This is a genomic window from Mycobacterium sp. NGS50 (genome assembly GCF_059812545.1).
Window position 1 is genome coordinate 76,870 of sequence record NZ_JCALCW010000014.1, and the last position, 22,077, is coordinate 98,946.

Here is a 22,077-nt window from a genome sequence, read left to right on the forward strand (position 1 = left end):
CGCCATGAAGGCAGCCCGAGCCGGGGCCGCCGCCGCAGTCGCAGCGGTGCTCCTGGCAGGCTGCAACAGCACCGTCGAGGGCTCGGTCGCCAAAACGACGATTCCGGCGGCAGCCGGCGACGTCGACCTGACCCTGCTCGATCCGGGTAACTACCCGACCACACCGCGGGGGCCACTCGGCCGGGCCGGCGACACCGGCAAAGCAGCGGGCTTGGAGGGCGCGCGGCTCGCGAACAACGTGCTGGGGCCGTGGCAGGTCGATCCGACGCTGGTCGACGCCGCCAACGCCGGCGAATGGCCCGGCATGTTCGAGTTGACGTTCGGCGGACCCACCACCGCGGCAGCCCAGAATCACAACCTGCTGGCCGTGTTCACCTCGGGCCGCTCCAGCGGCGTGGAACACAAGAGTCTGGTCAACGCCGTGCTGCGATTTCCCAACCCCGCGAACGCCGCCGCCGCCGTCACCGATATGACCGCCGCCAGTGCCGACGAGGGCGCGTTGGGGGCCACCATCACCAGCCAACCCATTCCCATTCCCCGCTACCCGGACACCTCCGGGCTGACCCACTTCTCGGACCCGATCGGGCGCTGGTACGTCGCGGCGTTCACCGCTCACGGACCGTTTGTGTTGGCGCAGTTCGCCAGTGCGCAGGACAGCGCCGACGCCGCCGCCGACCTCGTCGCCGCCACCCTGGACGGGCAAGGGCCGTTGATCGATCGGTTCAAGCCCACCCCGGTCGATCAGCTCAAAGACCTGCCGATCGACCCGGACGGGTTGCTGGCCCGCACCCTGCCCCCCGACAAAGACAACGGCGCGATCTATCAGCCGCAGGCCCAACTGCACTTCGACAACGACCCGATCGGCTCCCAGAAGCTGTTCAACGACGCCCACCTGCAGGAGGTGGCAAAGGGCCGGACAACGGTCTATCAGACCGCCGGCGCGGCCTCCGCACAGAAGATCGTCGACGCCTTCGCCGCTTCGGTCGCCGAATCAGACTTCGGCTTCGGAAAGTTCGTCGCGGCCGCCGACATCGACGGCCTAGCCGGATCGAAATGCCTGTCGAACAGCGGATCTCCCGGGCTTGCCACAATGTCGTACTGCCTGGCCGTCGCCGACCGCTACGCGATCGAGGTGATGGCGACTCAGGAACGCGATACCCACCAACAAGTTTCGGCCCAGTACCTGATGTTGACCGGAAAATGATCAAGGCCGCGAGCGCCGCTGCTGCGATAGCGGCTGTCCTGGCGGGCTGCAGCAGCACCGTGCCCGGCTCGCCGGCGTTGACGACCGTGCCGGCCCCAGCCGGCGAGGTCGATCTGGTTCAGCTCGATCCCGGCAACTATCCGACCACGGCGGGCCCGCCGCTGGGCAAGGCCACCGACGCCCAGCACGGTCAAGTACTTGAAGCGCTGCGGATGGCCAACTATGTGGTGGGCCCGTGGGAGGTGGACCCTGCCCTGGTGCCGGGCTCCATGGCCGACACGGTGAACGCGAAACTGCTGGACCAGATCTTCGGCGTCGGTGTCGGCGGCGTCGCCGTCGCGCACCGTCTGATCGCGGGCTTTGCCACCCAACGCACCTCGCCCGTTCAGGGGAAAAGCCTGATCCACGTGGTGTTGCGGTTCCCTGCTGCCGCGGATGCTGCCACAGCGGCCATCGACATGGCCGGCAAAGGCGCCAATACGCCGGCGACACCCGGCGGCGACCCGGTCCCCTATCAACCCACTCCGATACCCCGCCATCCGGAAACCTCCGCGATGTCGCACCTCTGGGACGACAAGGGGCACTGGTCGACCATGGCCTTCACCGCACACGGCCCGTATGTGCTGGGGCAGTTTTCGAGTTCGAGGGACAGCACCGATCCCGCCACCAACCTCGTCGCCACCGTGCTGGACCGGCAGGCGCCGCTGATCGACCAGTTCCAGCCCACCCCGACCGATCAGCTCAAAGACCTGCCGATCGACCCCGACGGCCTGCTGGCGCGCACCATCCCATCTGGCACCGGTGACGGCTGGGTCAGCGAGCCGCGCGCACAACTGCACCGCGACAACGATCCGACCCGCACCAAGCCGGTATTCGACAGTGCGCATCTGCAACAGGTCAGCCATGGCGCCGCAACCGTCTACCAGACCCCCGATGTCGGTTCTGCGCAGAAGATCGTCGACGGGTTCGCCGCGGATGTCGCCGAAGTCGGCTTGGACGGCCACAAATTCGTTCCGGCCGCCGGTATCGGCGGTCTGCCCGGCGGCAGGTGTTTCAAGCCGGCGGAATCCGGCGCCACGCCGTACTACTGCCTGGTCGTCGCCGACCGATACGCCATCGAGGTAGCCAGCCAGCAGGAACGCGATACCCACCAAAAGATTTCAGCCCAGTACCTGATGTTGACCGGGAAGTGAGAGTGCGATGAGGGTAGTCGGAACACTCGGCGTAGTCGTCGCGATGGTCGCGTTGCTGTCCGGATGCGGCAAGACGGTCACCGGTTCGCCCGCCACCACCACCAGCGCCCAAAACGGAGCCGTTGATGTCGCACAGCTGGATCCGGGAAACTATCCCACCAAACCGCAGCCCGCCCTGGGCGCCGTCGGGGATCCCCGTAAAGGCGCATGGATCGAGGCGCGGCGGATGGCCACCAACGTCGTCGGGCCGTGGGAGGTCGACCCCACGCTGATCGACTCCGAACAGGTCATGGGCTTGAGCGGAGTCGTCAAGGACACCAATGCTCTCAACGCCATCCTGGGCGACGGCGAGCCGATCGGCGCCGCCGCCGGCGCACGCAATTTCGTGGTCGGTTTCAGCAGCAGCCGGCACCACTACCAGGGCCCCCAGAAGGCGGAGAACGACCAGAAGTCTCTGGTAAATCTCGTCTTACGGTTCCCGAGCCCCGACGAAGCCAGCGCTGCCGCCGCCGAAATGACGGCGGCCAGCGCCAGTGTGCAGGGGTTCGCGGCGATCGCCCCGCAGGCGACGCGGCCGATCCCCATCCCGCGCTCGCCAGCGACCTCGGCGGTGAGCTTCGATGCGCTGGCCGGCGCCAAAGTACTCGCCTATACCGCGCACGGCACTTATGTGCTTTGCCAGCAGGCATATTCGAAGGACGGCGCCGATGCGGCCGCCGAACTGGTCGCCACCACACTGGACAAGCAGGGCCCGCTGATCGACCGGTTCAAGCCCACCCCCGTCGATCAGCTCCAAGAACTGCCGGTCGATCCCGACGGGCTGTTGGTTCGCACCGTGGCGCCGGAGCCGGAGCAGATGACGGTCAACAACGGCGCCTACCAACCGCACGGCGAACTGCATTTCCACGCCAACCCGATCCGCTCCCAGAGCACCTTCGACGCCGCGCATCTGCAGCTGGTCACTTCGGGCCGGGCCAGTGTGTACCAGACCCCGGACCCTGCCTCGGCCCAGAAGATCGTCGACGCGTTCGCCACCCAGGCCGCCCAGGAAGGGCTGGGTAACGGCAAGTACCTCAAGGCGGCCGGTATCGCGGGGATGCCCGCCGCCCAATGCCTGAGCCATGAGGATCACAACACCGGGACCACCATTCACTACTGCGTGGCGAGTGCCGACCGGTACGCGATCGAGGTGGCCGCGGCCCAGGAGCAGGCGGCCCACCAGCTGGTCGCGGCGCAGTATCTGATGCTGACCAGCAAGTGATGCAGCTCAGCGGTTCTTGAACTGCTCCGGGTCGAACATCAGGTGCGCCGAGACGTCTCCGACCATTTCGACGTCAACCCGGCGTTCGGTGAAGTACCAACCGTCGTCGTCGCAGCCGAAGGTGTCGAAATAGCGCCCGACGACGATGGGCTGCAGTGGTAATGCCTCGGTGGCTTGAACGACGCAGAAGGTGGATCGCGCGGCGGCGGCCCGATCGGATTCGATCACGACGATGGGATTGAGTACCAGGTGACGGGTGCGCGGCGTGTTCGCCTGGTCGGGGTAACGGCGGGTGGACTTGGCGAACAGTTGCGCGATCGCCTGAGCGCTCGACGTCTGAGGTGACCGCGTGCCGGCAAAACTGGCCCGCCCCAGCAGCTGTCCCACCCCGTCGAAATCCCCGGCGTCGATCAGCTCCGCGTAGCGGTACAGCAGGTCGGTGATGGCGAGTCGGTCGGCGACCCGGGCGATCGCGGTCATGCCACCTGCCCCCGCACGATGGGTAGACCCGGATCGGTGGCGGCCTCCAGCGGGGACGGCGAGGCGCCCGCCGCGAGCAGTTGGGTGGCGAAGGCGGCGATCATGCCGCCGTTGTCGGTACACAGCCGGGGCGCCGGGATCCGCAGCGTCACTCCTGCCGCCGCGCAGCGTGATTCGGCCAGCTCGCGGAGCCGGGAGTTGGCCGCCACACCGCCGGCGATCAGCAGCGTGGACACCCCGAGTTCGGTCGCGGCGCGCACCGCCTTCATCGTCAGCACGTCGGCGACCGCTTCTTGAAAACCGGCCGCCACGTCGGCGGGCGAGAACTCGGGATCGGCCGCATTCTTCTCGATGTGGCGTGCCACCGCGGTTTTCAGTCCGGAGAAGCTGAATGCATGCCGTTCGTCGCGGGGCCCGGTCATGCCTCGCGGGAACACGATGGCGTCGCGGTCGCCGGTTCGGGCCAACTCGTCGAGCACCCGACCACCCGGGTAGCCCAGCCCCAGCAGGCGGGCCACCTTGTCGTAGGCCTCTCCGGCCGCATCGTCGACGGTGCTGCCCAGTTCGATGATCGGCTCGCCCAGCGAGCGGACGTGCAGCAGGTGCGTGTGGCCGCCGGACACCAGCAGGGCGACACACTCCGGCAGCGGTCCGTGCTGGTAGATGTCGGCGGCCAGATGCCCGCCGAGGTGGTTGACCGCGTAGAACGGCACCCCCCAGGCCGCCGCGTAGGCCTTGGCCGCCGCGACCCCCACCAGCAGCGCACCGGCAAGGCCGGGTCCGATGGTCGCGGCGACCGCATCGGGGCGTTGGACTCCCGCGGTCGCTAAGGCACGGCGCATGGTGGGCCCCAACGCTTCCAGGTGGGCCCGCGACGCGATCTCGGGAACGACCCCGCCGAACCGGGCGTGCTCGTCGACGCTGGACGCCACCTCGTCGGCCAGCAGGGTCACCGAGCCGTCGGCGTCGAGTCGGGCGATGCCGACACCCGTTTCGTCACACGAGCTTTCGATGGCCAGCACAGTTGTGGTCACGATGTTCCTCCCCCGCAAGCGGGAGGTGCTCCCACTCGCCGCATGGTGTACGCGTCGGCGCCGCTGATCCGGTAGTACCGTTTGCGCAGCCCGACCTGTTCGAAGCCCGCGGACCGATACAGCGCGATTGCCGCCGCATTGTCGGTCCGGACCTCGAGGTAGACGTCGCCGCCGTCGGCAAAGTCCAGCAGGTCGGCCAGCAGCCGGCGCCCAATTCCGCGGCCCTGATGGGCCGGGTCCACCCCGATGGTGTGCACCTCGTACTCATAGGGTGCGCTGCGGCCGAGCCGCATGACGCCGGCGTAGCCGACCAGCCTCCCGGCGATCCGCGCGGCCGCGTAATGGGTGTGCGGGCCGTCGAGTTCGCGGATGAACGCCGCCTCCGGCCACGGGTCGTCGCCGTCGAACAGCAGGGCTTCCAGCTCCGCGCACCGGGCCGCGTCGCGGGGGCCCAGTCGGTCGATGCTCACCGGGCTGCCGACGGACGGCTTGGCGTCGGGGCGGCGCAGATACAACGGCACCAGCGGTTGCGGCTCGGCGTCCCAGTCGCTCACCGCCGCAACCAGTCCGGCCGCCGTCGGGTAGCTGACGTCGAGCACCGGCAGGCCGAACAGCGCGGCGTGCTCGGGTGAACCGGCCACCGCCAGCGCCGCACCGACGTCGACGGCAGGCGGTGCACTCACGCCCGGCCCGTGTACCCGCTGACCGTCGCGGTAGCGCGCCCAGTACACCTCGCGGCGCCGTGCGTCGGTGACCACCAACACCTCGCTCGGCGCTTCCTGCCGGATCATCGCTGCGATGGCGTCCAGGCTGCACACCCCGTGCACGGGGATCCCCAGGGCGTGCCCGTAGGCCGCCGCGGTGGCCATCCCCACCCGCAGCCCGGTGAACGGGCCGGGCCCGCAGCCCACCACGACCGCGTCGATGTCGCCCATCGTCAAACCCGCATCCCCCAGTGCGGCAAGCACGTTGGGAGTCAGTCGTTCGGCGTGCGCCCGGGCGTCCAGCGTGACCCGCTCGGCCAGCACCGCACTCGTATCAGACACACGTACCAGGCCCGCGGTGACCGCCGGGGTCGCGGTATCCAGGGCCAACACCACGCCGCTCACGGCCGGCTCCACTGCCATGTCGCGGTGCGCACCTCGGAGTCAGCGGCCCGCTCGAGCCGGACGTCGAGATGACGTTCGGAGAGTCGCTCGGCCAGGCCCTCGCCCCATTCCACGACCACCACGGCGTCTTCGAGGTCGGTATCCAAATCCAACGAGTCCAGTTCGGCCAACAGATCGGCGCCGTGTTGATCCAGCAACCGGTAGAAGTCGACATGAATCAGCGACGGCGCACCGGCCTGGCGTGCCGGATGCACCCGGGCCAGCACGTAGGTGGGTGAGGTGACCGGCCCGTCGACGTTCATCGCGGTTGCGATTCCCTTGGTCAACACGGTTTTTCCGGCACCGAGCGGCCCCGAGAGCACCACCACGTCGCCGGCACGCAACTGCTCCCCCAGCCGGGAGCCCAGCGCGACGGTGTCGGCCATGCTGTTCAGCGTCGCCGAGTGCGGCTCACACACGGCGGGTCCGCTCCCGCAGCCGCCGGGTCACCCTGGCCAGCCGTTTGGGGGTGGCCCGCTCGACGAGGCGCACCAACCCGTCGTTGATGACCTCGGGCTCCTCCAACTGCACCAGGTGTCCGGCGCCGGGAACCACCACCAACTCCGCGTCCCACAGCGCGGCCGCCAGCGCCCGCGAATATCCGTCCGGGGTCAGCAGGTCGTGATCACCGCAGGCGATCAACGTCGGGATCGCCGACAGCACCGGTATCGCCGCGCCCTCGTCGTGCACCTCCAACGCGTGCAGGAAGCCCACCAGGGTGGCGATCGGGGTGTCGTGCATCATCCGCTCGGAGAACGCCACCACGCTGGGGCTGATCTTCTCGTTGCCGTACGACGCGGCCCGCAGGATCGGCCCGATCACCGCGCGGGCGGCGCCACGGCCGCGGTGCACCAGTTTCGGCGCATATCGCACGGAGAACTGGACGGCTTCCAGCGCCGGGTTCTTCAGCACCTCGCCCAGCGGTGATCGCGCCACACCTTTTGCCGCGGAGGCGATTACCGCGGCGCCGACGATCCGGCTGCCGTAATGCTGGGGAAACTGTCGGGCATGCGACAGCACCGTCATCCCGCCCATGGAATGCCCGACCAGCACGATCGGGCCGCGGGGCACCATCGCCTGCAGCACCGCCTCCAGGTCGCGGCCGAGTTGCGGAACCGTGTAGGTGTCCGGATCCGCTTCCTGCGACCAGCCGTGTCCGCGCTGGTCGTAGAACACCATCCGCACCTGCGGGCCCCATTCCTGCTGCAGCCGGGCTCGCTGAAAGTGAAAGGAGCCCATGTCCAGACAGAATCCGTGGGCGAATACCACCGTCAACCGTGCGTCAGCCGGACCCGCGTCGCGGACCGTCAACACCATCCCGTCGTCGGTGGTGACCTCGGTGCTGCGGTCACCGTCGAACAGGTAGAAATCCTCGTCCGCGTAGGGGTCCTCACTGGTGGTGCGCCGGGTGACCGATTGAGCGACCGATGCGCCGGCGATGCTGCCGACCGCTGCCACTCCGGCGGCGCCGGCCAGCCACCGGGTGCGCCGCCGTTTACTGCGGGCTTGCAGGGTGTCGCTCACCGGGTTTGGGCCTCACGGTAGGTTCTGCTGACCCGGCCGCGTGGGCTGGTCACCACCTCGTAGTGGATGGTGCCCAGCGTGTCGGCCCAGTCCTGGGCGGTCGGTTCGCCCTGGTGGCCGGGCCCGAACAGGATCGCCTGATCTCCTTCGCTGACGTCGACGGGCCCGGGACCCAGGTCGACGACGAATTGGTCCATACACACCCGCCCGACGTTGGGACGGCGCCGGCCGTTGATCAGCACCTCGAAACGTCCACTGAGCGGGCGGAACACGCCGTCGGCGTAACCGATCGGCAGCAGCGCCACCGTGGTGTCCCGGTCGGCGGTCCAGGTGTGCCCGTAGGACACCCCCTCCCCCGCCTGAATCGACCGGACCAGCGCGACAGTGCATTTCAATGTCATCGCCGGTGTCAGGCCCAGGTCGCCGCGCTCGGGTATCGGGCTGAGCCCGTAGACCGCGATGCCGGGCCGCACCATGTCGAACGCCAGGTCCGGGCGGGCCATCGTGGCCGAGGAGTTCGACAGGTGCGCCACCTCGAACCGCAGTCCCTGCTCCCGAGCCAGCGTCAGCATGTCGGCGAAGCGCCCGGCCTGCACGGCGTTGATCGGATGATCGGGCTGATCGGCGTGCACCAGGTGCGACATCAGCCCGCGCAACCGGATGGCGTCGTCGGCGACGGCACGACCGACCGCGGCCAGCAGTGCCGGGTAACCGGCCGCGCCCACCCCGTTCCGGTTGAGCCCGGTGTCGGCTTTGATGGTCACCGTGGCGGTCTGGCCGGTGCGGTGCACCGCGTCGAGCACCTCGTCGACCTGGCGCAGCGAGGACACCGCGATCTGGACATCGGCCTGCAGCGCCGGTGCGAAGTCGGTGCCGGGGCGGTGCAGCCACGCCAACACCGGGGCGGTGATGCCGGCCGCCCGCAGCTGCAGGGCTTCACCGACGGTGGCGACCCCGAGTTCAGCGGCCCCGGCCGCCAGCACGGTCTGCGCCACCCGCACCGCGCCATGCCCGTATCCGTCGGCCTTGACAACGGCCATGACCTGCGCGGATCCGGCGTGCTCGCGCAGCACCCGGACATTGTGCGCGATGGCCCCAAGGTCCACCACCGCCTCGGCGAGCAGGCCGGCGGTCTGGGATGTCGCAGTCATCTCCGCCATTGTCCCAGAACGCCGCGAATGTCGGCTTGATGCACGCTGTCAGCGAGACTTAGGTAACACAATCCGACATTCGGGACGTCTCAGTGCGCGAAGTGCTGTTCGGCGAAATGGCCGCCGGGCTTGAGCTTGTCCAGGCTCGCCACCGTCTTGGCGGTGTCGTCGTAGAGGGCCCGGGCGAGATCCGCCGACAACCCCTCGCGGACCACAATGCGCAGCACCGAGACGTTCGTCGCATTGTCGGGCATGGTGTAGGCGGGCACCTGCCAGCCGTAGGTCCGCAGCTCGTGTGACACGTCGAACTCGGAGTAGCCCCGGTCCCCGGCCAGCCGGGCGGCCAGCACCGGGATGGCCGATCCGTCGGTGATCAACTCGAAGTGTTCGCTGGCGGCCAGCCGGCGGCCCAGCCACTGGGCGGTGTCCGACAGCGACCGCATGACCTGGGTGTAGCCGTCGCGCCCCAGCCGCAGGAAGTTGTAGTACTGGCCGACGACCTGGTTGCCGGACCGGGAGAAGTTCAGCGTGAACGTCGGCATGTCCCCGCCCAGATAGTTGACCCGGAAGACCAGGTCTTCGGGCAGGTGCTCGGGGCTGCGCCACACCACGAACCCGATACCCGGGTAGGTCAGACCGTACTTGTGGCCGCTGACGTTGATCGACACCACCCGCGGCAGCCGGAAGTCCCACTTCAGATCGGGGTGCAAGAACGGCACCACGAAACCGCCGCTGGCCGCGTCGACGTGCACCGGCACGTCTACCCCGCCGGTCGCCGCGAGTTTGTCCAGGGCCGCGCAGATCTCTGCGACCGGCTCCAACTCGCCGGTGTAGGTGGTGCCCAGGATCGCCACCACGCCGATGGTGTCCTCGTCGACGGCGTTGATCACCTGTTCGGGGGTGATGACGTAGCGGCCCTCCTCCATCGGCAGGTAGCGGGGTTCGACGTCGAAGTATCGGCAGAACTTCTCCCACACCACCTGCACGTTGGAACCCATCACCAGGTTGGGGGTGCGGGTGCGCCAGGATTTGCCGACCCGTTGCCGCCACCGCCATTTCAGCGCCAGCCCGCCCAGCATGACCGCTTCGGAGGAGCCGACGGTGGAGACGCCGACGGCACTGGACGGGTCGTCGTCGCGCAGGCCCTCGGCGTGGAACAGGTCGGCGACCATGCACACGCAGCGCTGCTCGATGGCCGCGGTCGCCGGGTATTCGTCCTTGTCGATCATGTTCTTGTCGAACGACTCGGCCATCAGCTTGCCGGCTTCGGGGTCCATCCAGGTGGTGACGAAGGTGGCCAGGTTCAGCCGGGAACTGCCGTCGAGCATCAACTCGTCGTGGATGAAGCGGTAGGCGGCCTCGGGGTCCATCGTCTCGTCGGGCAGGCGCAGCGCCGGCACCGGCGCGGTGAACATCCGGCCGGTGTAGGCCGGGGCGATGGAATGCGCGGGCACAGACGGGTGGGACGGCACGGCGGGTCCTTTCTCCGGTGTTACAGGCTGGCCAGGGCGGTGCGGATGTGGTGCAGGATGCGCGACGCCGACGTGGGGGCATCACCGGGCCCGGGATCCGCGGCGGCGGCTGCGGCGGCCCGGGTGTGCACGTATGCGGCAGCGGCGGCGGCTTCGGCGGCGGGCAGCCCGGACGCCAGCAGCGCCCCGATCATCCCGGACAGCACGTCCCCGGAGCCGGCGGTGGCCGCCCAGGATTCACCGGCCGGGTTGAGGTAGACCGGTCCCGCGGGGTCGGCGACGACGGTGACGTGGCCTTTCAGCAGCACCGTCGCGTTCATCTTGTCGGCGAGCGCCCGGGCGGCGCCGACCCGGTCGGGGCCCGGCGGGTGGCCGGCCAGCCGGGCGAACTCCCCGGCGTGCGGGGTGAGCACGGTCGGTGCCGTGCGATCGGTGAGCAGGTCGGGGTGGGCGGCCAGGATGGTCAGCGCGTCGGCGTCGACGATCACCGGCAGGTCGGTGTTCAGCGCGAACCACAGGGCGGCGGCGCCGGTTTGGTCGGTGCCCAGCCCCGGTCCGACGACCCAGGCCTGCACCCGTCCGGCGGCCGCGGCGCTGGGCGCGGCGACGACTTCGGGCCAGTGCGCGAGCACCTCGGCAGCGGCCGTCCCGGCGTAGCGGACCATGCCGGAGGTGGCGGCGACCGCGGCCCCGGCGCACAGGATGGCCGCGCCGGGGTAGGTTGCCGATCCGGCCAGGATGCCGGTGACGCCCTGGGTGTACTTGTCGTCGAAGCGCCCGGGCACCGGCCAGCGCGCCGTCGCGTCGGCGGCGGTGAACCCGAGCAGGTCGGTGTGGGGCAGCTCCAACCCGATGTCGATGAGTTCGACGCGCCCGCAGTCGGCCAGGGCGTGCACCGGCTTGAGCCCGCCGAAGGTCACCGTCAGCGCGGCCTGCACGGCGGGGCCGTCGGCGGCGCCGGTGTGCGGGTCCAGGCCGCTGGGGATGTCGACGGCGATGACCGGGATGCCGGCGGCCGCGGCGAATACCGCGGCCGCGTCGGGCCGCAGCGCACCTTTTCCGGAGATGCCGACGACGCCGTCGATCACCAAATCCGTTGCGGACGAAACAGTGTCGACGATCCTGCCGCCGGCCTTGGTGAACGCCGCCAGACCGGCGCGATGTGCCCGTTCCAGCTTGAGCAGGATCGCGTCAGCGGCCGCCCCGCGGCGCCGCAGGAAGGTGGCCGCCCACAGTGCGTCGCCGCCGTTGTCGCCGGAGCCGACGACCGCACAGATCCGCCTGCCGGTGACCCCGCCGGTGCGGGCCCGCAACTCCCGGATGACGGCGTTGGCCAGCCCGTAGGCCGCTCGGCGCATCAGCGCCCCGTCCGGCATGCTGGCCAGCAGCGGCGCCTCGGCGTCGCGGATCTGCTCAACGGTGTAGTAGTGGCGCATTACAGCCAGCTTTGCATGCCGGGGCGAAACCCGCGCAGCGAATCCGATGCGCGAGATTGCAACGAGGTATAGCTCGACCCGAAAAAGTGGTACCTGTATGCAATCTCGGCGAAGAAGTCCTACTCGACGGTGACCGACTTGGCCAGGTTGCGTGGTTTGTCTACGTCATAGCCGCGGGCCTGGGCCACCGACGCGGCGAACACCTGCAGCGGAACCGTCGACAGCAGTGGCTGGTACAGCGTTGACACCGCGGGGATTTCGATGAGGTGATCGGCGAAGGGCCGCACGGTGTCGTCGCCCTCTTCGGCGATCACGATGGTGATCGCGCCGCGGGTCTGGATCTCGCGGATGTTGGACACCAGCTTGGAATGCAAGGTGGCGGCGTTCTTCGGGGACGGCATCACCACGATGACCGGCAGGTCGTCTTCGATCAACGCGATCGGCCCGTGCTTGAGCTCGCCGGCCGCGAACCCCTCGGCGTGCATGTAGGCCAATTCCTTGAGCTTCAACGCGCCTTCCAGTGCCACCGGGTAGCCGACGTGGCGGCCCAGGAACAGCACCGTCGGGGACTGGGCGAACCGGCGCGCCACCTCGGCGACGGGTTCCATGCCGGTCAGCACCCGGGCCACCAGTTCGGGCATCGCCTCCAGCTGCCGGTACTCGTACTCGACCTCGTCGGGGTATTTGGTGCCGCGCGCCTGCGCCAGCGCCAGGCCGACGAGATAGTTGGCGGCGATCTGGGCCAGGAACGTCTTGGTCGACGCCACCCCGATCTCGGGTCCGGCCCGGGTGTAGAGCACCGCATCGCATTCCCGCGGGATCTGGCTGCCGTTGGTGTTGCAGATCGCCAGCACCTTGGCCTTCTGCTCCTTGGCGTGGCGCACCGCCTCCAGGGTGTCGGCGGTCTCCCCGGACTGGCTGATCGCCACCACCAGGGTGCTGCGGTCCAGCACCGGGTCGCGGTAGCGGAATTCGCTGGCCAGCTCGACCTCCACCGGCAGCCGCGTCCAGTGCTCGATGGCGTATTTGGCCAGCATCCCCGAGTGGTACGCCGTGCCGCAGGCCACCACGAACACCTTGTCGATCTCACGCAGCTCCTGGTCGGAGAGCCGTTGTTCGTCCAGCACGATGCGGCCGTCGACGAAGTGGCCGAGCAGGGTGTCGGCGACCGCGTCGGGTTGCTCGGCGATCTCCTTGAGCATGAAGTACTCGTAGCCGCCCTTTTCGGCGGCACTCAGGTCCCAGTCGATGTGAAAGTGCCGGGCCGCGGCGGTCATGTCGTTGCCGTCGAAGTCGGTGATCCGGTAGCTGTCGGCGGTGATCACCACCGCCTGGTCCTGGCCGAGTTCGATGGCGTCGCGGGTGTGCTCGATGAATGCCGCCACATCGGAGCCGACGAACATCTCCTGCTGGCCGATGCCGACGACCAGCGGGGTCGATCGGCGGGCGGCGATGACGGTGCCGGGCTCGTCGGCGTTGGCGAACACCAGGGTGAAGTGCCCCTCCAACCGGCGCAGCACGGCCAGCACCGAGGCGGTGAAGTCGCCGGCGGTCACGCCCTCCCGGTAGGCCTGCGACACCAGGTGGACGGCGACTTCGGTGTCGGTGTCGCTGGCCAGCTCCACCCCGGCGATCTCCAGCTCGCGGCGCAGCACGGTGAAGTTCTCGATGATGCCGTTGTGGATGACGGCGATCTTGCCGGTCGCGTCGCGATGCGGGTGGGCGTTGCGATCGGTGGGGCGCCCGTGGGTGGCCCAGCGGGTGTGGCCGATGCCGGTGGTGCCGGTCAGCGTCGCCGGGTCCATCTCGGCGACCGCGGCCTCCAGATTGGCCAAGCGGCCGGCGCGGCGGCACACGGTCAGCCCGCCGGTCCCGTCGACCACCGCCAGGCCCGCCGAGTCGTAGCCGCGGTACTCCATGCGACGCAACCCGTCGATCACCACGTCACACGCAGGCCGATGCCCGACGTACCCGACGATTCCGCACATAAGTTCCCAGGGTAGTGCAGCCGCCGAACGCATCCCGGTGAGCTACGGTCATCGGGTGGCCAGCACCAAGAAGCTTCTCGCCGCGTTGACCCGGCCCGGCCCCCACCGCGTTCTGCGCGGTGACCTGGCCTTTGCCGGTCTACCCGGGGTGGTGTACACGCCGGAATCGGGCATGGGTCTGCCGGCGATCGCGTTCGGCCACGACTGGCTGACCGGTGTCGACCGCTATTCGCGGCTGCTGGAGCATCTGGCGTCGTGGGGCATCGTGGCGGCCGCTCCGGACACCGAGCGCGGGCTGGCGCCCTCGGTGCTGAACCTGGCTTTCGACTTGGGCACCGCCCTCGACATCGCCACCGGGGTCCGGCTGGGTTCCGGCCAGATCAGCGTGCACCCGGCCAAGGTCGGCGTGGTCGGCCACGGGTTCGGCGGTTCGGCCGCGGTGTTCGCCGCCGCCGGAATGCCCGCGAAACCGGCCGCTGTCGCCGCCGTCTTCCCGTCGGTCACCAGTCCCCCCGCGCAAGAGCCCGCCGCCACGTTGCGAATCCCCGGTGTGGTGTTCAGTGCCCCCGGGGACGAGACCACGCTGCGGTCGAATGCACTCGAGTTGTCTCGGGCCTGGGACGCGGCGGTGCTGCGCACGATCAACAAGGCCGATGCCGCGGGTCTGGCGGAGAAACGTCGGTTGGCCAAGGCGCTCGGGTTGCCCGGGTCGGATCGCCGCACCCAGCGCGCGGTGCGCGGGCTGCTGACCGGATACCTGCTGGCCACGCTCACCGGCGACAAGACCTACCGGATGTTCGCCGACCCTGACGAGGAACTACCGGGGACATCGACGCCCGACGACCTGCCGGTTACGCCGGAGGAAAAGATCGCCGCCCTGTTGAAGTAGGCCGCTACCCGGTGGCTGCCGGTGGGTAGGGCGGCTGCCCCTGCTGCGGCGGGCAGGGCGGTTGACCCGCGCCGGGTTGCTGCGGCGGATAGGGCTGTTGGGCCTGTTGCGGAGGCTGCTGCGGTTGTTGCCGCTGGGATCCGACGGCTTTGCTGATGCCCCAGATGATCAGGCAGATCACCGCGAGGCCCAACGAGATCCGCCAGTCCATCCGCGCGAAGATAAACCCCAGGCCAGCGCCCCGCGCGGAGACATACATCGATGCCAGATTCGTCATGGTCCTCCTGCCAGAGCCTGCTGCGGGCGATCGCCCGGATCCAACCTAACGGGGCCCACCGGGACCCACGGACACCAATTTTCGGGCCGCGGTCCGGGCCCGTCGGCCGCGGGACAACCTCGAGGCTTCTTGATCGACACCATTCCTCGGTCCAGCATGGAACCCGAAGCCCCGCACACCGTCCTAGGAGCCGATGTGACCAACTCGAGTACGGCCGGCGACTTCGCCGCCTACACCCCGCTCTACGACGAATACGACTACACCATCGACGACGTCACCGGCGCGCTGCCGGACGGGTTGCAGGGCACCTTGTACCGCAACGGCGCCGGCAAGCTCGACGCCGGCGGCCAACCGTTGGGTCACCTGTTCGACGGCGACGGGATGCTGTCGATGTTCGCCATGTCCGAGGGCTGTGTCCACTACCGCAACCGCTACGTACGCACCAAGCACTACCGCAAATCGTTGACCTCCCACGGTGCGCCGTACCGGGCGCTGGGCACCATGCGGCCCGGCGGAATCCTCACCAATGCGCTGCGGTTCCCCGCCAACGTCGCCAATACCGGCGTCGTGATGCACGCCGGAAAACTGTTGGCGCTGTGGGAAGGTGGACCACCCACCGAAATCGATCCCGACACCCTGGACACCGTCGGGGTGCACAACTTCGACGGCGAACTGAAGTGGCTGGGCGCATTCTCCGCTCACCCAAAGTGCGATCCCGACACCCGAGAGATGTTCAACTTCGGTTTGGCGATGGTGCCGTTTCCCAAACTGATCTGCTACCGCGTCGACCGGGCCGGCAAGCTGCACCGGCTGGGACAGCTGGACCTTCCGGTCGCGATGTTCAACCACGACGTCGGGTTGACCAGCAAGCACATGGTTTTCGTGATACCACCGCTGGTTTTCCCGACCTCGAAGTTGCTGGGCGCCGGATTCGGGATGATCAACTTCATCGACGCCATCTCCTATGACGCCAGCCGGGGCACCATGATCGGGCTGGTACCGCGCGACGGCGGAAAACCTCGGGTGCTGCACACCGATCCGCTGCTGCACCTGCACCTGGCCAACACCTACGAGGACGGTTCGGACACCGTGGTGGAGTTGGTGCATTACCGCGCATCCTGGGAGGAGCTCAACGGTGCGCTGTCCTCGCTGAGCACCGACAAGGCCAGTGAGGTCAGCTTTTACGGCGGGACGCTACTTCGACTGCGGATCACCGCTTCCGACAAGGTTATTCACGAACCGCTCACCGATCTTCCCGGAGAGTTCCCGTCGTTCAACATCACCCGGACCAGCAAACCCAACCGTTACACCTACCTGTCGGCGGACGCCGACGGCAGCGCTTATCCGAATGCGGTCGCCAAGGTCGACAACAGCACCGGCGGCGTCACCACCTACCAGCTGCCGTACGGGCACCAACCGCATGAGGCCGTGTTCGCCTCTCGCCCCGGCGCTACCGATGAGGACGACGGCTGGCTGCTGGTGGCGACCCAGGACGGGGTGAACAACGTCGCGAGTTTAGAAGTGCTCGACGCCCGACACGTCGAGGCCGGCCCCGTCTACACCGGCAGGCTGCGCCACCACCTCCCGCTGACCTTCCACGGCAGCTTCACGCCGCGGGTGGGGCGCTGTTGACCCCACCGCGCGGGTGCTGCCACGGGCCGGGTGTCGTCGCTGTCAGACGGCGGTCTGCTGGTGAAGCGTCAGCCTCCGGGCGTCGCCTCGCCAGGTGTACACGCTGGTGATGAGGGCAACGTAGGTGGGCTGATCTCGACGTTGGGATGTCGAGCGATGCGTGACGATGCCGACATCGGAGACGGGCATCAGCACGTGGATGTCACTGAGGTCGAATGACGACCATGGCTCGCCGCCCATGGATTCGATGACGGCATCGCGGTCAAAGATTGACATGCGACCCGCGAATACCATTGCGATGTCGTCGTCGAGGACCTGCCGGTAGCAATCCGCGGCGGCTTCGCCGCTGGTCGCGAGTGCCTCCCATGACAGGCTGCCGTGACCACCAAGTCCGCCGCTGGCGGCGTGGTGTGGACCTTCCCGGCCGGGGCACCCACCCCGGCGAACCCAGCCAATCCCCACTTCGGATACGGCGACGGCCGCCGAGCCCGAGTGGACCCGACGGCCGTCGCCGTCTTGTGTTGGTGTCTAGCCGGATGCGCCAGCGGTTCCGGGGTCACCGGGCGTGCCGCCGGTGCCCGGGGGTGTGCCGGTTCCGGCCGCGCCGCCCGCGCCGCCGGCTCCGAGAGCGCCACCCTGGCCCGGTGTGCCGGTGCTCGCGCCGCCGGTACCACCGTCGCCGCCGTCGCCGCCGTCGCCACCGTTGCCGCCACCGGCACCGTTAGTGCCGGCTCCACCGGCACCGCCAGCCACGCCGGCCCCGCCGGCCCCGCCACGGCCACCGGCCGAGCCGTCGGTGCCTGCACCGCCGGTACCACCGTTGCCGCTGTCACCGGCGCTACCACCGTCGCCACCGGTGTTGCCGGCACCGTCCGCCGCGCCTCCGGCACCGCCAACACCACCCCGGCCACCGGCGCCACCGGTGCCACCGGCACCCGCCGCACCGTTGGTGCCTGAGGTGCTGGCGCCGCCGTGGCCACCGACACCGGCCGTGCCGCCGTTGCCGCCGAGCCCGCCGCTGCCGCCGTCCAGGCCGTTGCCAGCCGCGTCGGTGCCGCCGATGCCACCGACGCCACCGCCACCACCAGCACCACCATTGCCGCCGGCACCCGCCGCGCCGCCGTTGCCGGTGCCCGACGTGCCGCCGTCACCGCCCAGGCCGCCCACTCCGCCGTTGCCGCCGGCCGTGCCGTTGCCGCCGGCCGCGGGCGTGGCGCCGTTGCCGGCCGTACCGGCCGTGCCGGTAGCCCCGGCTCCGCCGGCGCCGCCGCGGCCACCGGCGCCGCCGTTGCCGTCGAGGGCGCTCGCACCGGTGTTGCCTGCGGTGCCGCTGGTGCTGGTGCCGCCGGCGCCCGCCGTCCCGGCCGTTCCGCCTGCCCCGCCGACGCCACCGTTGCCGCCGGCCAGGCCGTTGCCGTTGCTGTCGACCCCGCCAACCCCGCCAACACCACCGGAGCCACCGTTGCCGCCCCGGCCGGCGTTGCCGCCGGTGCCGCCGTTGCCGGTGGCGGAGCTGCCGCCATGACCACCGGCTCCACCGGTGCCGCCGGTCTCACCGTTGCCGCCGTTGCCGCCGGCCGTGCCCGCGGTGTCGCCGGAGGCGGTGGCCCCGGCAGTGCCGGTGCCGCCGCTGACACCGACGCCACCGTTACCGCCGGCACCACCATTGCCGCCGTTACCGGCCTCGGCGCTGCCGCCGTTACCGCCGGCACCACCGGTGCCGCCGCCGGAGGCGCCGCCTCCGCCGTTGCCGCCGTTGCCGCCGTTGACTCCCAGGTGGCCGTTACCGCCGTTACCGCCCGCACCACCGGCATTCCCGTTGCCGCCGAGGCCGCCGTTGCCACCGTTGCCGGCGTGGCTGGCCGCGATTCCCGCGGTGTTGGTGGGCATCGCGGTGCCGGCGCTGTCGCCGCCGTCACCGCCGGCGCCGCCGACACCGTCACCCTTGGACCCGCCGCCACCGCCGTTGCCACCATTGCCGCCGGTGGCCGTGCCGTCGCCGCCGTTGCCGCCGTGACCGCCGACCCCGAGCGCGCTGGAGCCGCCGGTGCCGCCGTTGCCGCCGACGCTGACCCCGGTGGTGGCGCCGGCGCCGCCGTCGCCGCCGTTGCCGCCGCTGGCCCCGGTTCCTGCCGTCGAGCTGGGTCCGGCACCGCCGTTTCCGCCGTTGCCTCCTGCGCTGTAGACGGTGCCCGGGTTGTTGGTGAAGACGGTGCCGTTCACGTCTCTCCACCCGGTGCCGCTGCCGCCGTCGCCGCCGTTACCGCCGTTACCGGCAGTTCCGGCGCCCGCCAGCCCGGTGCCGCCACCGCCGCCGCCGTTACCGCCTTGAGCATGGTTGCCCGCAAGTAGTCCGCCGCCGGCGCCGACGGTGCCGTTGCCGCCCGCACCGCCGTCACCGCCGGTGCCGCCGATACCGGCGCCGGGTGTACCGCCGGTACCGCCGTTACCGCCGTTACCGCCGAAGGTCTGGATGGTGTCGTCATCGGTGGCGCCGTTACCGCCCGCGCCACCGGCACCACCGTTACCGGCATGTCCGCTGGCGCCGGCACCACCGGTGCCGCCGTTACCGCCGTTGCCGGCGACACCCTGGACACCCGCCGCGCCGCTGGCATCGCCGCCGCGACCGCCGACACCGCCGTCGGCGCCGTCGTTGTAGCCCGTGGTGGACCCACCGGCACCACCGACGCCACCGTTACCGCCGTTGGTGACACCGTCGCCACCGGCGCCACCGGCGCCTCCGGTGCCACCGGTGCCGTCCGCGGCGTTGGCGCCGGCACCACCGACACCACCGTTACCGCCCTTGAGGCCGTCACCGCCGTAACCACCGTCGGCACCGCTGCCAGCGGTTCCGCCCGACGAGCTGCTGGTGGGCGAACCGTCGCCACCACCGGCACCACCGGCACCGCCGGTGCCGCCATTACCGAGGAAGTTGCCGTCGTCGTCCTTGAATGCGTCACCACCGTTGCCAGCCGCACCACCATTAGCGCCCGTGCCGGCGCTGCCGCCCTCCCAGAAGTTGGCTCCGGCCGCACCGCCCCTGCCGCCAGCGGCGCCGTTGCCGCCGTTGACGTGATCTGCCGTGCCGGCTGCGCCGTTGCCGCCGGCACCGGCCTGGCCGCCGTCGCCCCCGTTGCCGTAGGTGAAGCCGCCGCGGCCGCCCGCACCGCCGTTACCCCCGGCGCTGCCGTTGCCGGAGCCGCCGTTGGCCCAGGTACCGGCGAGGCCGTTGCCACCGTTGCCGCCGGCGCCCCCATTGCCGAAGAACCAGCCCACCCCGTCACCGCCGGCACCACCGGCACCAACGTTGACGCCGTCGCTGGCACCGCCGGCACCACCGAGGCCGCCGAGCCCCATCATGGTGCCGCCGGCGCCGCCGGCGCCGCCGTCGGCTCCGAGACCACCCGCTCCGCCGTCGCCACCGTTACCGAAGAAGCCGAGCGCATCGCCACCGTCACCGCCGGCCTGGCCGTCCACATCGCTGCTCCAGCCGTCGCCGCCGTCGCCGAACCACAGGCCGCCGTTGCCGCCGTCGGGGTTCAGCTCTGTCCCGTCGGCGCCGTTGCCGATCAGGTAGAGCCCGGACCACTCGTTGATCGCGTTGTCGATCGTCTGACCGAAGCTGCTGTTGATCCAGGCTTCCATCCCGCTGTGCATGGGCGCGTAGATCCATTGGTCGATGAAGCTCGTCATGTCGAACCCGCCGGCGGCCAGCGGCTCCGCGCTCAGCGGCAGCGCATCGGTGCTGTGGTCACCGGCACCGGACAGCAGTGCATCCCATGCCGACGGGTCGAACCATTGGCTGACATCCAGATCGGCACTGGGGTCGGCGACCGCCCACGTGGAGGGGTCGAACAGATCCAGCAACCAACTGAACTCGTCAGCCTGGGCCGGCGGCGCACTTGCCAGCGGCGCCATCCCGAAGGCCAGGAACGCGCCCACCGCGCTGGTGGCGCCGATCACTCGCTTGCGCCGCCGCGCTCCGGGGTTGCCGGGCTGGCTGCTGCTGTGATGACGACTCATTGCGAACACCTCTCCTGATGAAAAGCTTGGCTAGTAGTGGAAGTTGTCGGTGGGCGTGGGATCAGCCGGCCAGTCCGAAGAGGTCTCCCAGAAGGCTGCCCCAGCTGTCCGCTGCGGTGCTGCTGGCGCCGCCGTCGTCGAAGAAGTCGGTGGGGATAGTGGGTATCTCGATGTCGGTCCCAGAGTTGACGGCCGGAATGTAGAACGTCGGGGTCTTCCCGTCCCACGTACCCCAACCCAGTTGTGAACCGATCACCTGCGAGAGGCCCAGCCAGGCCCCGATCGGGCCGATCGCGTCGCTGGGTGCATCGATGGTGGGCGACAGCGCCACACCGGTGTTGAGGTTGAGGCCGATGCTGTTGAAGATCGACCCGCCGACAGCCGGCACCAGGCCGAGCTCGGTGCCATCTACGGTGCCGTCGGTCGTGATGTGCATCGGGCCGGAGGTGACGTGCCCACCCATGCTGAGCCACCCGCCGAAGGCGAAGTCCAGGTGGGTCAGCTCCAGCGGCGCCGGGAGGAGCCCGGAGCCGTTGATCGCGGGCAGCAGGCTGTCCAGGTTGAGGGTGGCGCCATTGAGAGAGGCGTTGAACATGGCCGCCGGCATGTTCATGAAGTCCTGGAATGCGGCCGACCAGTCACCGTTCTCCATGTTGCCGAACGCGTCCTGCAGGCTGTTGCCGAACGCGACCCCGGGGGCGATGAACGGGCTGATCGAGGCCAGCATGATCGCGCTCATCGGCGAGCCCAGGAAGTTGATGATCGGGCCGATCGTGTCGGCCTGATCCGCCGGCAGGAAGCCCGGAATCTGATTGAAGAGGATCTCGTGCCCACCGCTGAGGTTGCCGACCGTGTATGCGCTGTCCATGGTGTGACGCACCACGTCGTTGATGGTGTCCTCATCAGCATTCATCAGCGTCATTGCCGACCAGGCGTTTTTGAAGTCCGTCTGGATGGCGGTCGTCATCGCCGGGATGGTCGACGGGTCGTTGATCATGTTCTGCAGGTAATCCGACAGGCGATCCGCGCCCTGCTGGAACCCGATGTTGGGCGCCGCGTAATAGCTGTTGAGCATGTTGGAGATGTTGTTGGCCGCTTGGTTGTAGGCGTCGATCCAGGGCGCAAGCAGATCACCCAACGGACTGCTGTCGGCGGTCAACGCCACGTCGGGCACAGCGGGGAAGGCGGGCAGCGGCGTCACTGCCGGAGTGACCGCGATCAGGCTGGCGCCCACGATCGCGACACCTGCGGTGGCGTAGGGGCGGATGGTTTGATGCACGGCCATCTCCTTTGGTTGGTGCTGTGGTTGGTGCGGACTTCGGTGGCTCACCCTGAACTGTGAGCCCGAACATTAACTGTGTTTTA

General features: G+C 69.6%; 18 protein-coding genes and 1 pseudogene. 5 read left to right on the plus strand and 14 right to left on the minus strand.

Going from position 1 to position 22,077, the window contains the following annotated elements; all coding sequences use genetic code 11:
• Positions 1 to 4: 4 nt before the first annotated feature.
• The 3 genes from AC5Y36_RS12155 to AC5Y36_RS12165 are packed head-to-tail and all read left to right on the plus strand — an operon-like array spanning position 5 to position 3,658.
• Positions 5 to 1,204, plus strand: coding sequence for a DUF7373 family lipoprotein (locus tag AC5Y36_RS12155; RefSeq protein WP_500041156.1), 1,200 nt, complete (start codon positions 5 to 7; stop codon positions 1,202 to 1,204).
• Positions 1,201 to 2,397, plus strand: a complete 1,197-nt coding sequence (locus AC5Y36_RS12160) for a DUF7373 family lipoprotein (protein WP_500041157.1) — start codon at positions 1,201 to 1,203, stop codon at positions 2,395 to 2,397. Before AC5Y36_RS12155 ends, AC5Y36_RS12160 begins: the two co-directional genes overlap by 4 nt.
• Before the next feature lie 7 nt (positions 2,398 to 2,404).
• On the plus strand, positions 2,405 to 3,658 hold the full coding sequence (locus AC5Y36_RS12165) for a DUF7373 family lipoprotein (protein WP_500041158.1): 1,254 nt from the start codon (positions 2,405 to 2,407) through the stop codon (positions 3,656 to 3,658).
• A 6-nt stretch (positions 3,659 to 3,664) separates the two neighbouring features.
• Here the strand turns inward: AC5Y36_RS12165 and AC5Y36_RS12170 are convergent, their stop codons facing one another.
• From AC5Y36_RS12170 to glmS, 10 genes and pseudogenes are all read right to left on the minus strand, one after another.
• Positions 3,665 to 4,138, minus strand: coding sequence for a nuclear transport factor 2 family protein (locus tag AC5Y36_RS12170; RefSeq protein ID WP_500041159.1), 474 nt, complete (start codon positions 4,136 to 4,138; stop codon positions 3,665 to 3,667).
• The gene (gene tsaD / locus AC5Y36_RS12175) at positions 4,135 to 5,172 is read right to left on the minus strand and encodes a tRNA (adenosine(37)-N6)-threonylcarbamoyltransferase complex transferase subunit TsaD (protein WP_500041160.1); all 1,038 of its coding nucleotides are present in this window, start codon (positions 5,170 to 5,172) and stop codon (positions 4,135 to 4,137) included. Before tsaD ends, AC5Y36_RS12170 begins: the two co-directional genes overlap by 4 nt.
• Entirely contained in the window at positions 5,169 to 5,642 is a 474-nt protein-coding gene (rimI, locus tag AC5Y36_RS12180) for a ribosomal protein S18-alanine N-acetyltransferase (RefSeq protein ID WP_500041198.1), read from the minus strand. Before rimI ends, tsaD begins: the two co-directional genes overlap by 4 nt.
• Positions 5,643 to 5,657: 15 nt before the next feature.
• A pseudogene (tsaB, locus tag AC5Y36_RS12185) lies at positions 5,658 to 6,299 on the minus strand (tRNA (adenosine(37)-N6)-threonylcarbamoyltransferase complex dimerization subunit type 1 TsaB); the annotation flags it as partial.
• Positions 6,278 to 6,706, minus strand: coding sequence for a tRNA (adenosine(37)-N6)-threonylcarbamoyltransferase complex ATPase subunit type 1 TsaE (gene tsaE / locus AC5Y36_RS12190; RefSeq protein WP_500041161.1), 429 nt, complete (start codon positions 6,704 to 6,706; stop codon positions 6,278 to 6,280). The gene tsaE and the pseudogene tsaB, both read right to left, overlap by 22 nt.
• 25 nt (positions 6,707 to 6,731) lie before the next feature.
• On the minus strand, positions 6,732 to 7,844 hold the full coding sequence (locus AC5Y36_RS12195; protein WP_500041162.1) for an alpha/beta fold hydrolase: 1,113 nt from the start codon (positions 7,842 to 7,844) through the stop codon (positions 6,732 to 6,734).
• Positions 7,841 to 8,995: an alanine racemase gene (gene alr / locus AC5Y36_RS12200; protein ID WP_500041163.1), complete on the minus strand. Its 1,155-nt coding sequence runs from the start codon at positions 8,993 to 8,995 to the stop codon at positions 7,841 to 7,843. Before alr ends, AC5Y36_RS12195 begins: the two co-directional genes overlap by 4 nt.
• Before the next feature lie 89 nt (positions 8,996 to 9,084).
• Positions 9,085 to 10,467 carry a glutamate decarboxylase gene (gene gad / locus AC5Y36_RS12205; RefSeq protein WP_500041164.1) on the minus strand — a complete coding sequence of 461 codons (1,383 nt, stop codon included), beginning with the start codon at positions 10,465 to 10,467 and terminating at the stop codon, positions 9,085 to 9,087.
• A gap of 20 nt (positions 10,468 to 10,487) precedes the next feature.
• The gene (locus tag AC5Y36_RS12210; protein WP_500041165.1) at positions 10,488 to 11,903 is read right to left on the minus strand and encodes an NAD(P)H-hydrate dehydratase; all 1,416 of its coding nucleotides are present in this window, start codon (positions 11,901 to 11,903) and stop codon (positions 10,488 to 10,490) included.
• 119 nt (positions 11,904 to 12,022) lie between these two features.
• Positions 12,023 to 13,891 (minus strand): glutamine--fructose-6-phosphate transaminase (isomerizing), encoded by a 1,869-nt coding sequence (glmS, locus tag AC5Y36_RS12215; RefSeq protein WP_500041166.1) that lies wholly within the window; start codon positions 13,889 to 13,891, stop codon positions 12,023 to 12,025.
• Positions 13,892 to 13,946: 55 nt separating this feature from the next.
• On the opposite strand from glmS, the gene AC5Y36_RS12220 reads away from it, so the two are divergent.
• The gene (locus tag AC5Y36_RS12220; RefSeq protein ID WP_500041167.1) at positions 13,947 to 14,780 is read left to right on the plus strand and encodes a dienelactone hydrolase family protein; all 834 of its coding nucleotides are present in this window, start codon (positions 13,947 to 13,949) and stop codon (positions 14,778 to 14,780) included.
• A gap of 4 nt (positions 14,781 to 14,784) precedes the next feature.
• Here AC5Y36_RS12220 and AC5Y36_RS12225 read toward each other — a convergent pair whose 3' ends face one another.
• The gene (locus tag AC5Y36_RS12225; protein WP_500041168.1) at positions 14,785 to 15,057 is read right to left on the minus strand and encodes a hypothetical protein; all 273 of its coding nucleotides are present in this window, start codon (positions 15,055 to 15,057) and stop codon (positions 14,785 to 14,787) included.
• 195 nt (positions 15,058 to 15,252) lie between these two features.
• Between AC5Y36_RS12225 and AC5Y36_RS12230 the strand changes: the two genes are divergently transcribed.
• Complete coding sequence (locus tag AC5Y36_RS12230; protein WP_500041169.1) at positions 15,253 to 16,689, plus strand: carotenoid oxygenase family protein; 1,437 nt, start codon at positions 15,253 to 15,255, stop codon at positions 16,687 to 16,689.
• A 42-nt stretch (positions 16,690 to 16,731) separates the two neighbouring features.
• Here the strand turns inward: AC5Y36_RS12230 and AC5Y36_RS12235 are convergent, their stop codons facing one another.
• The 3 genes from AC5Y36_RS12235 to gjpA form a co-directional block, all read right to left on the minus strand.
• Positions 16,732 to 17,151 (minus strand): hypothetical protein, encoded by a 420-nt coding sequence (locus AC5Y36_RS12235; RefSeq protein WP_500041170.1) that lies wholly within the window; start codon positions 17,149 to 17,151, stop codon positions 16,732 to 16,734.
• Between the two features lie 66 nt (positions 17,152 to 17,217).
• The gene (locus AC5Y36_RS12240; protein ID WP_500041171.1) at positions 17,218 to 20,712 is read right to left on the minus strand and encodes a PGRS repeat-containing protein; all 3,495 of its coding nucleotides are present in this window, start codon (positions 20,710 to 20,712) and stop codon (positions 17,218 to 17,220) included.
• A 61-nt stretch (positions 20,713 to 20,773) separates the two neighbouring features.
• A complete protein-coding gene (gene gjpA, locus AC5Y36_RS12245) occupies positions 20,774 to 21,991 on the minus strand; it encodes an outer membrane porin GjpA (protein WP_500041172.1) in 1,218 nt (405 codons plus the stop codon).
• Between the last annotated feature and the right edge of the window lie 86 nt (positions 21,992 to 22,077).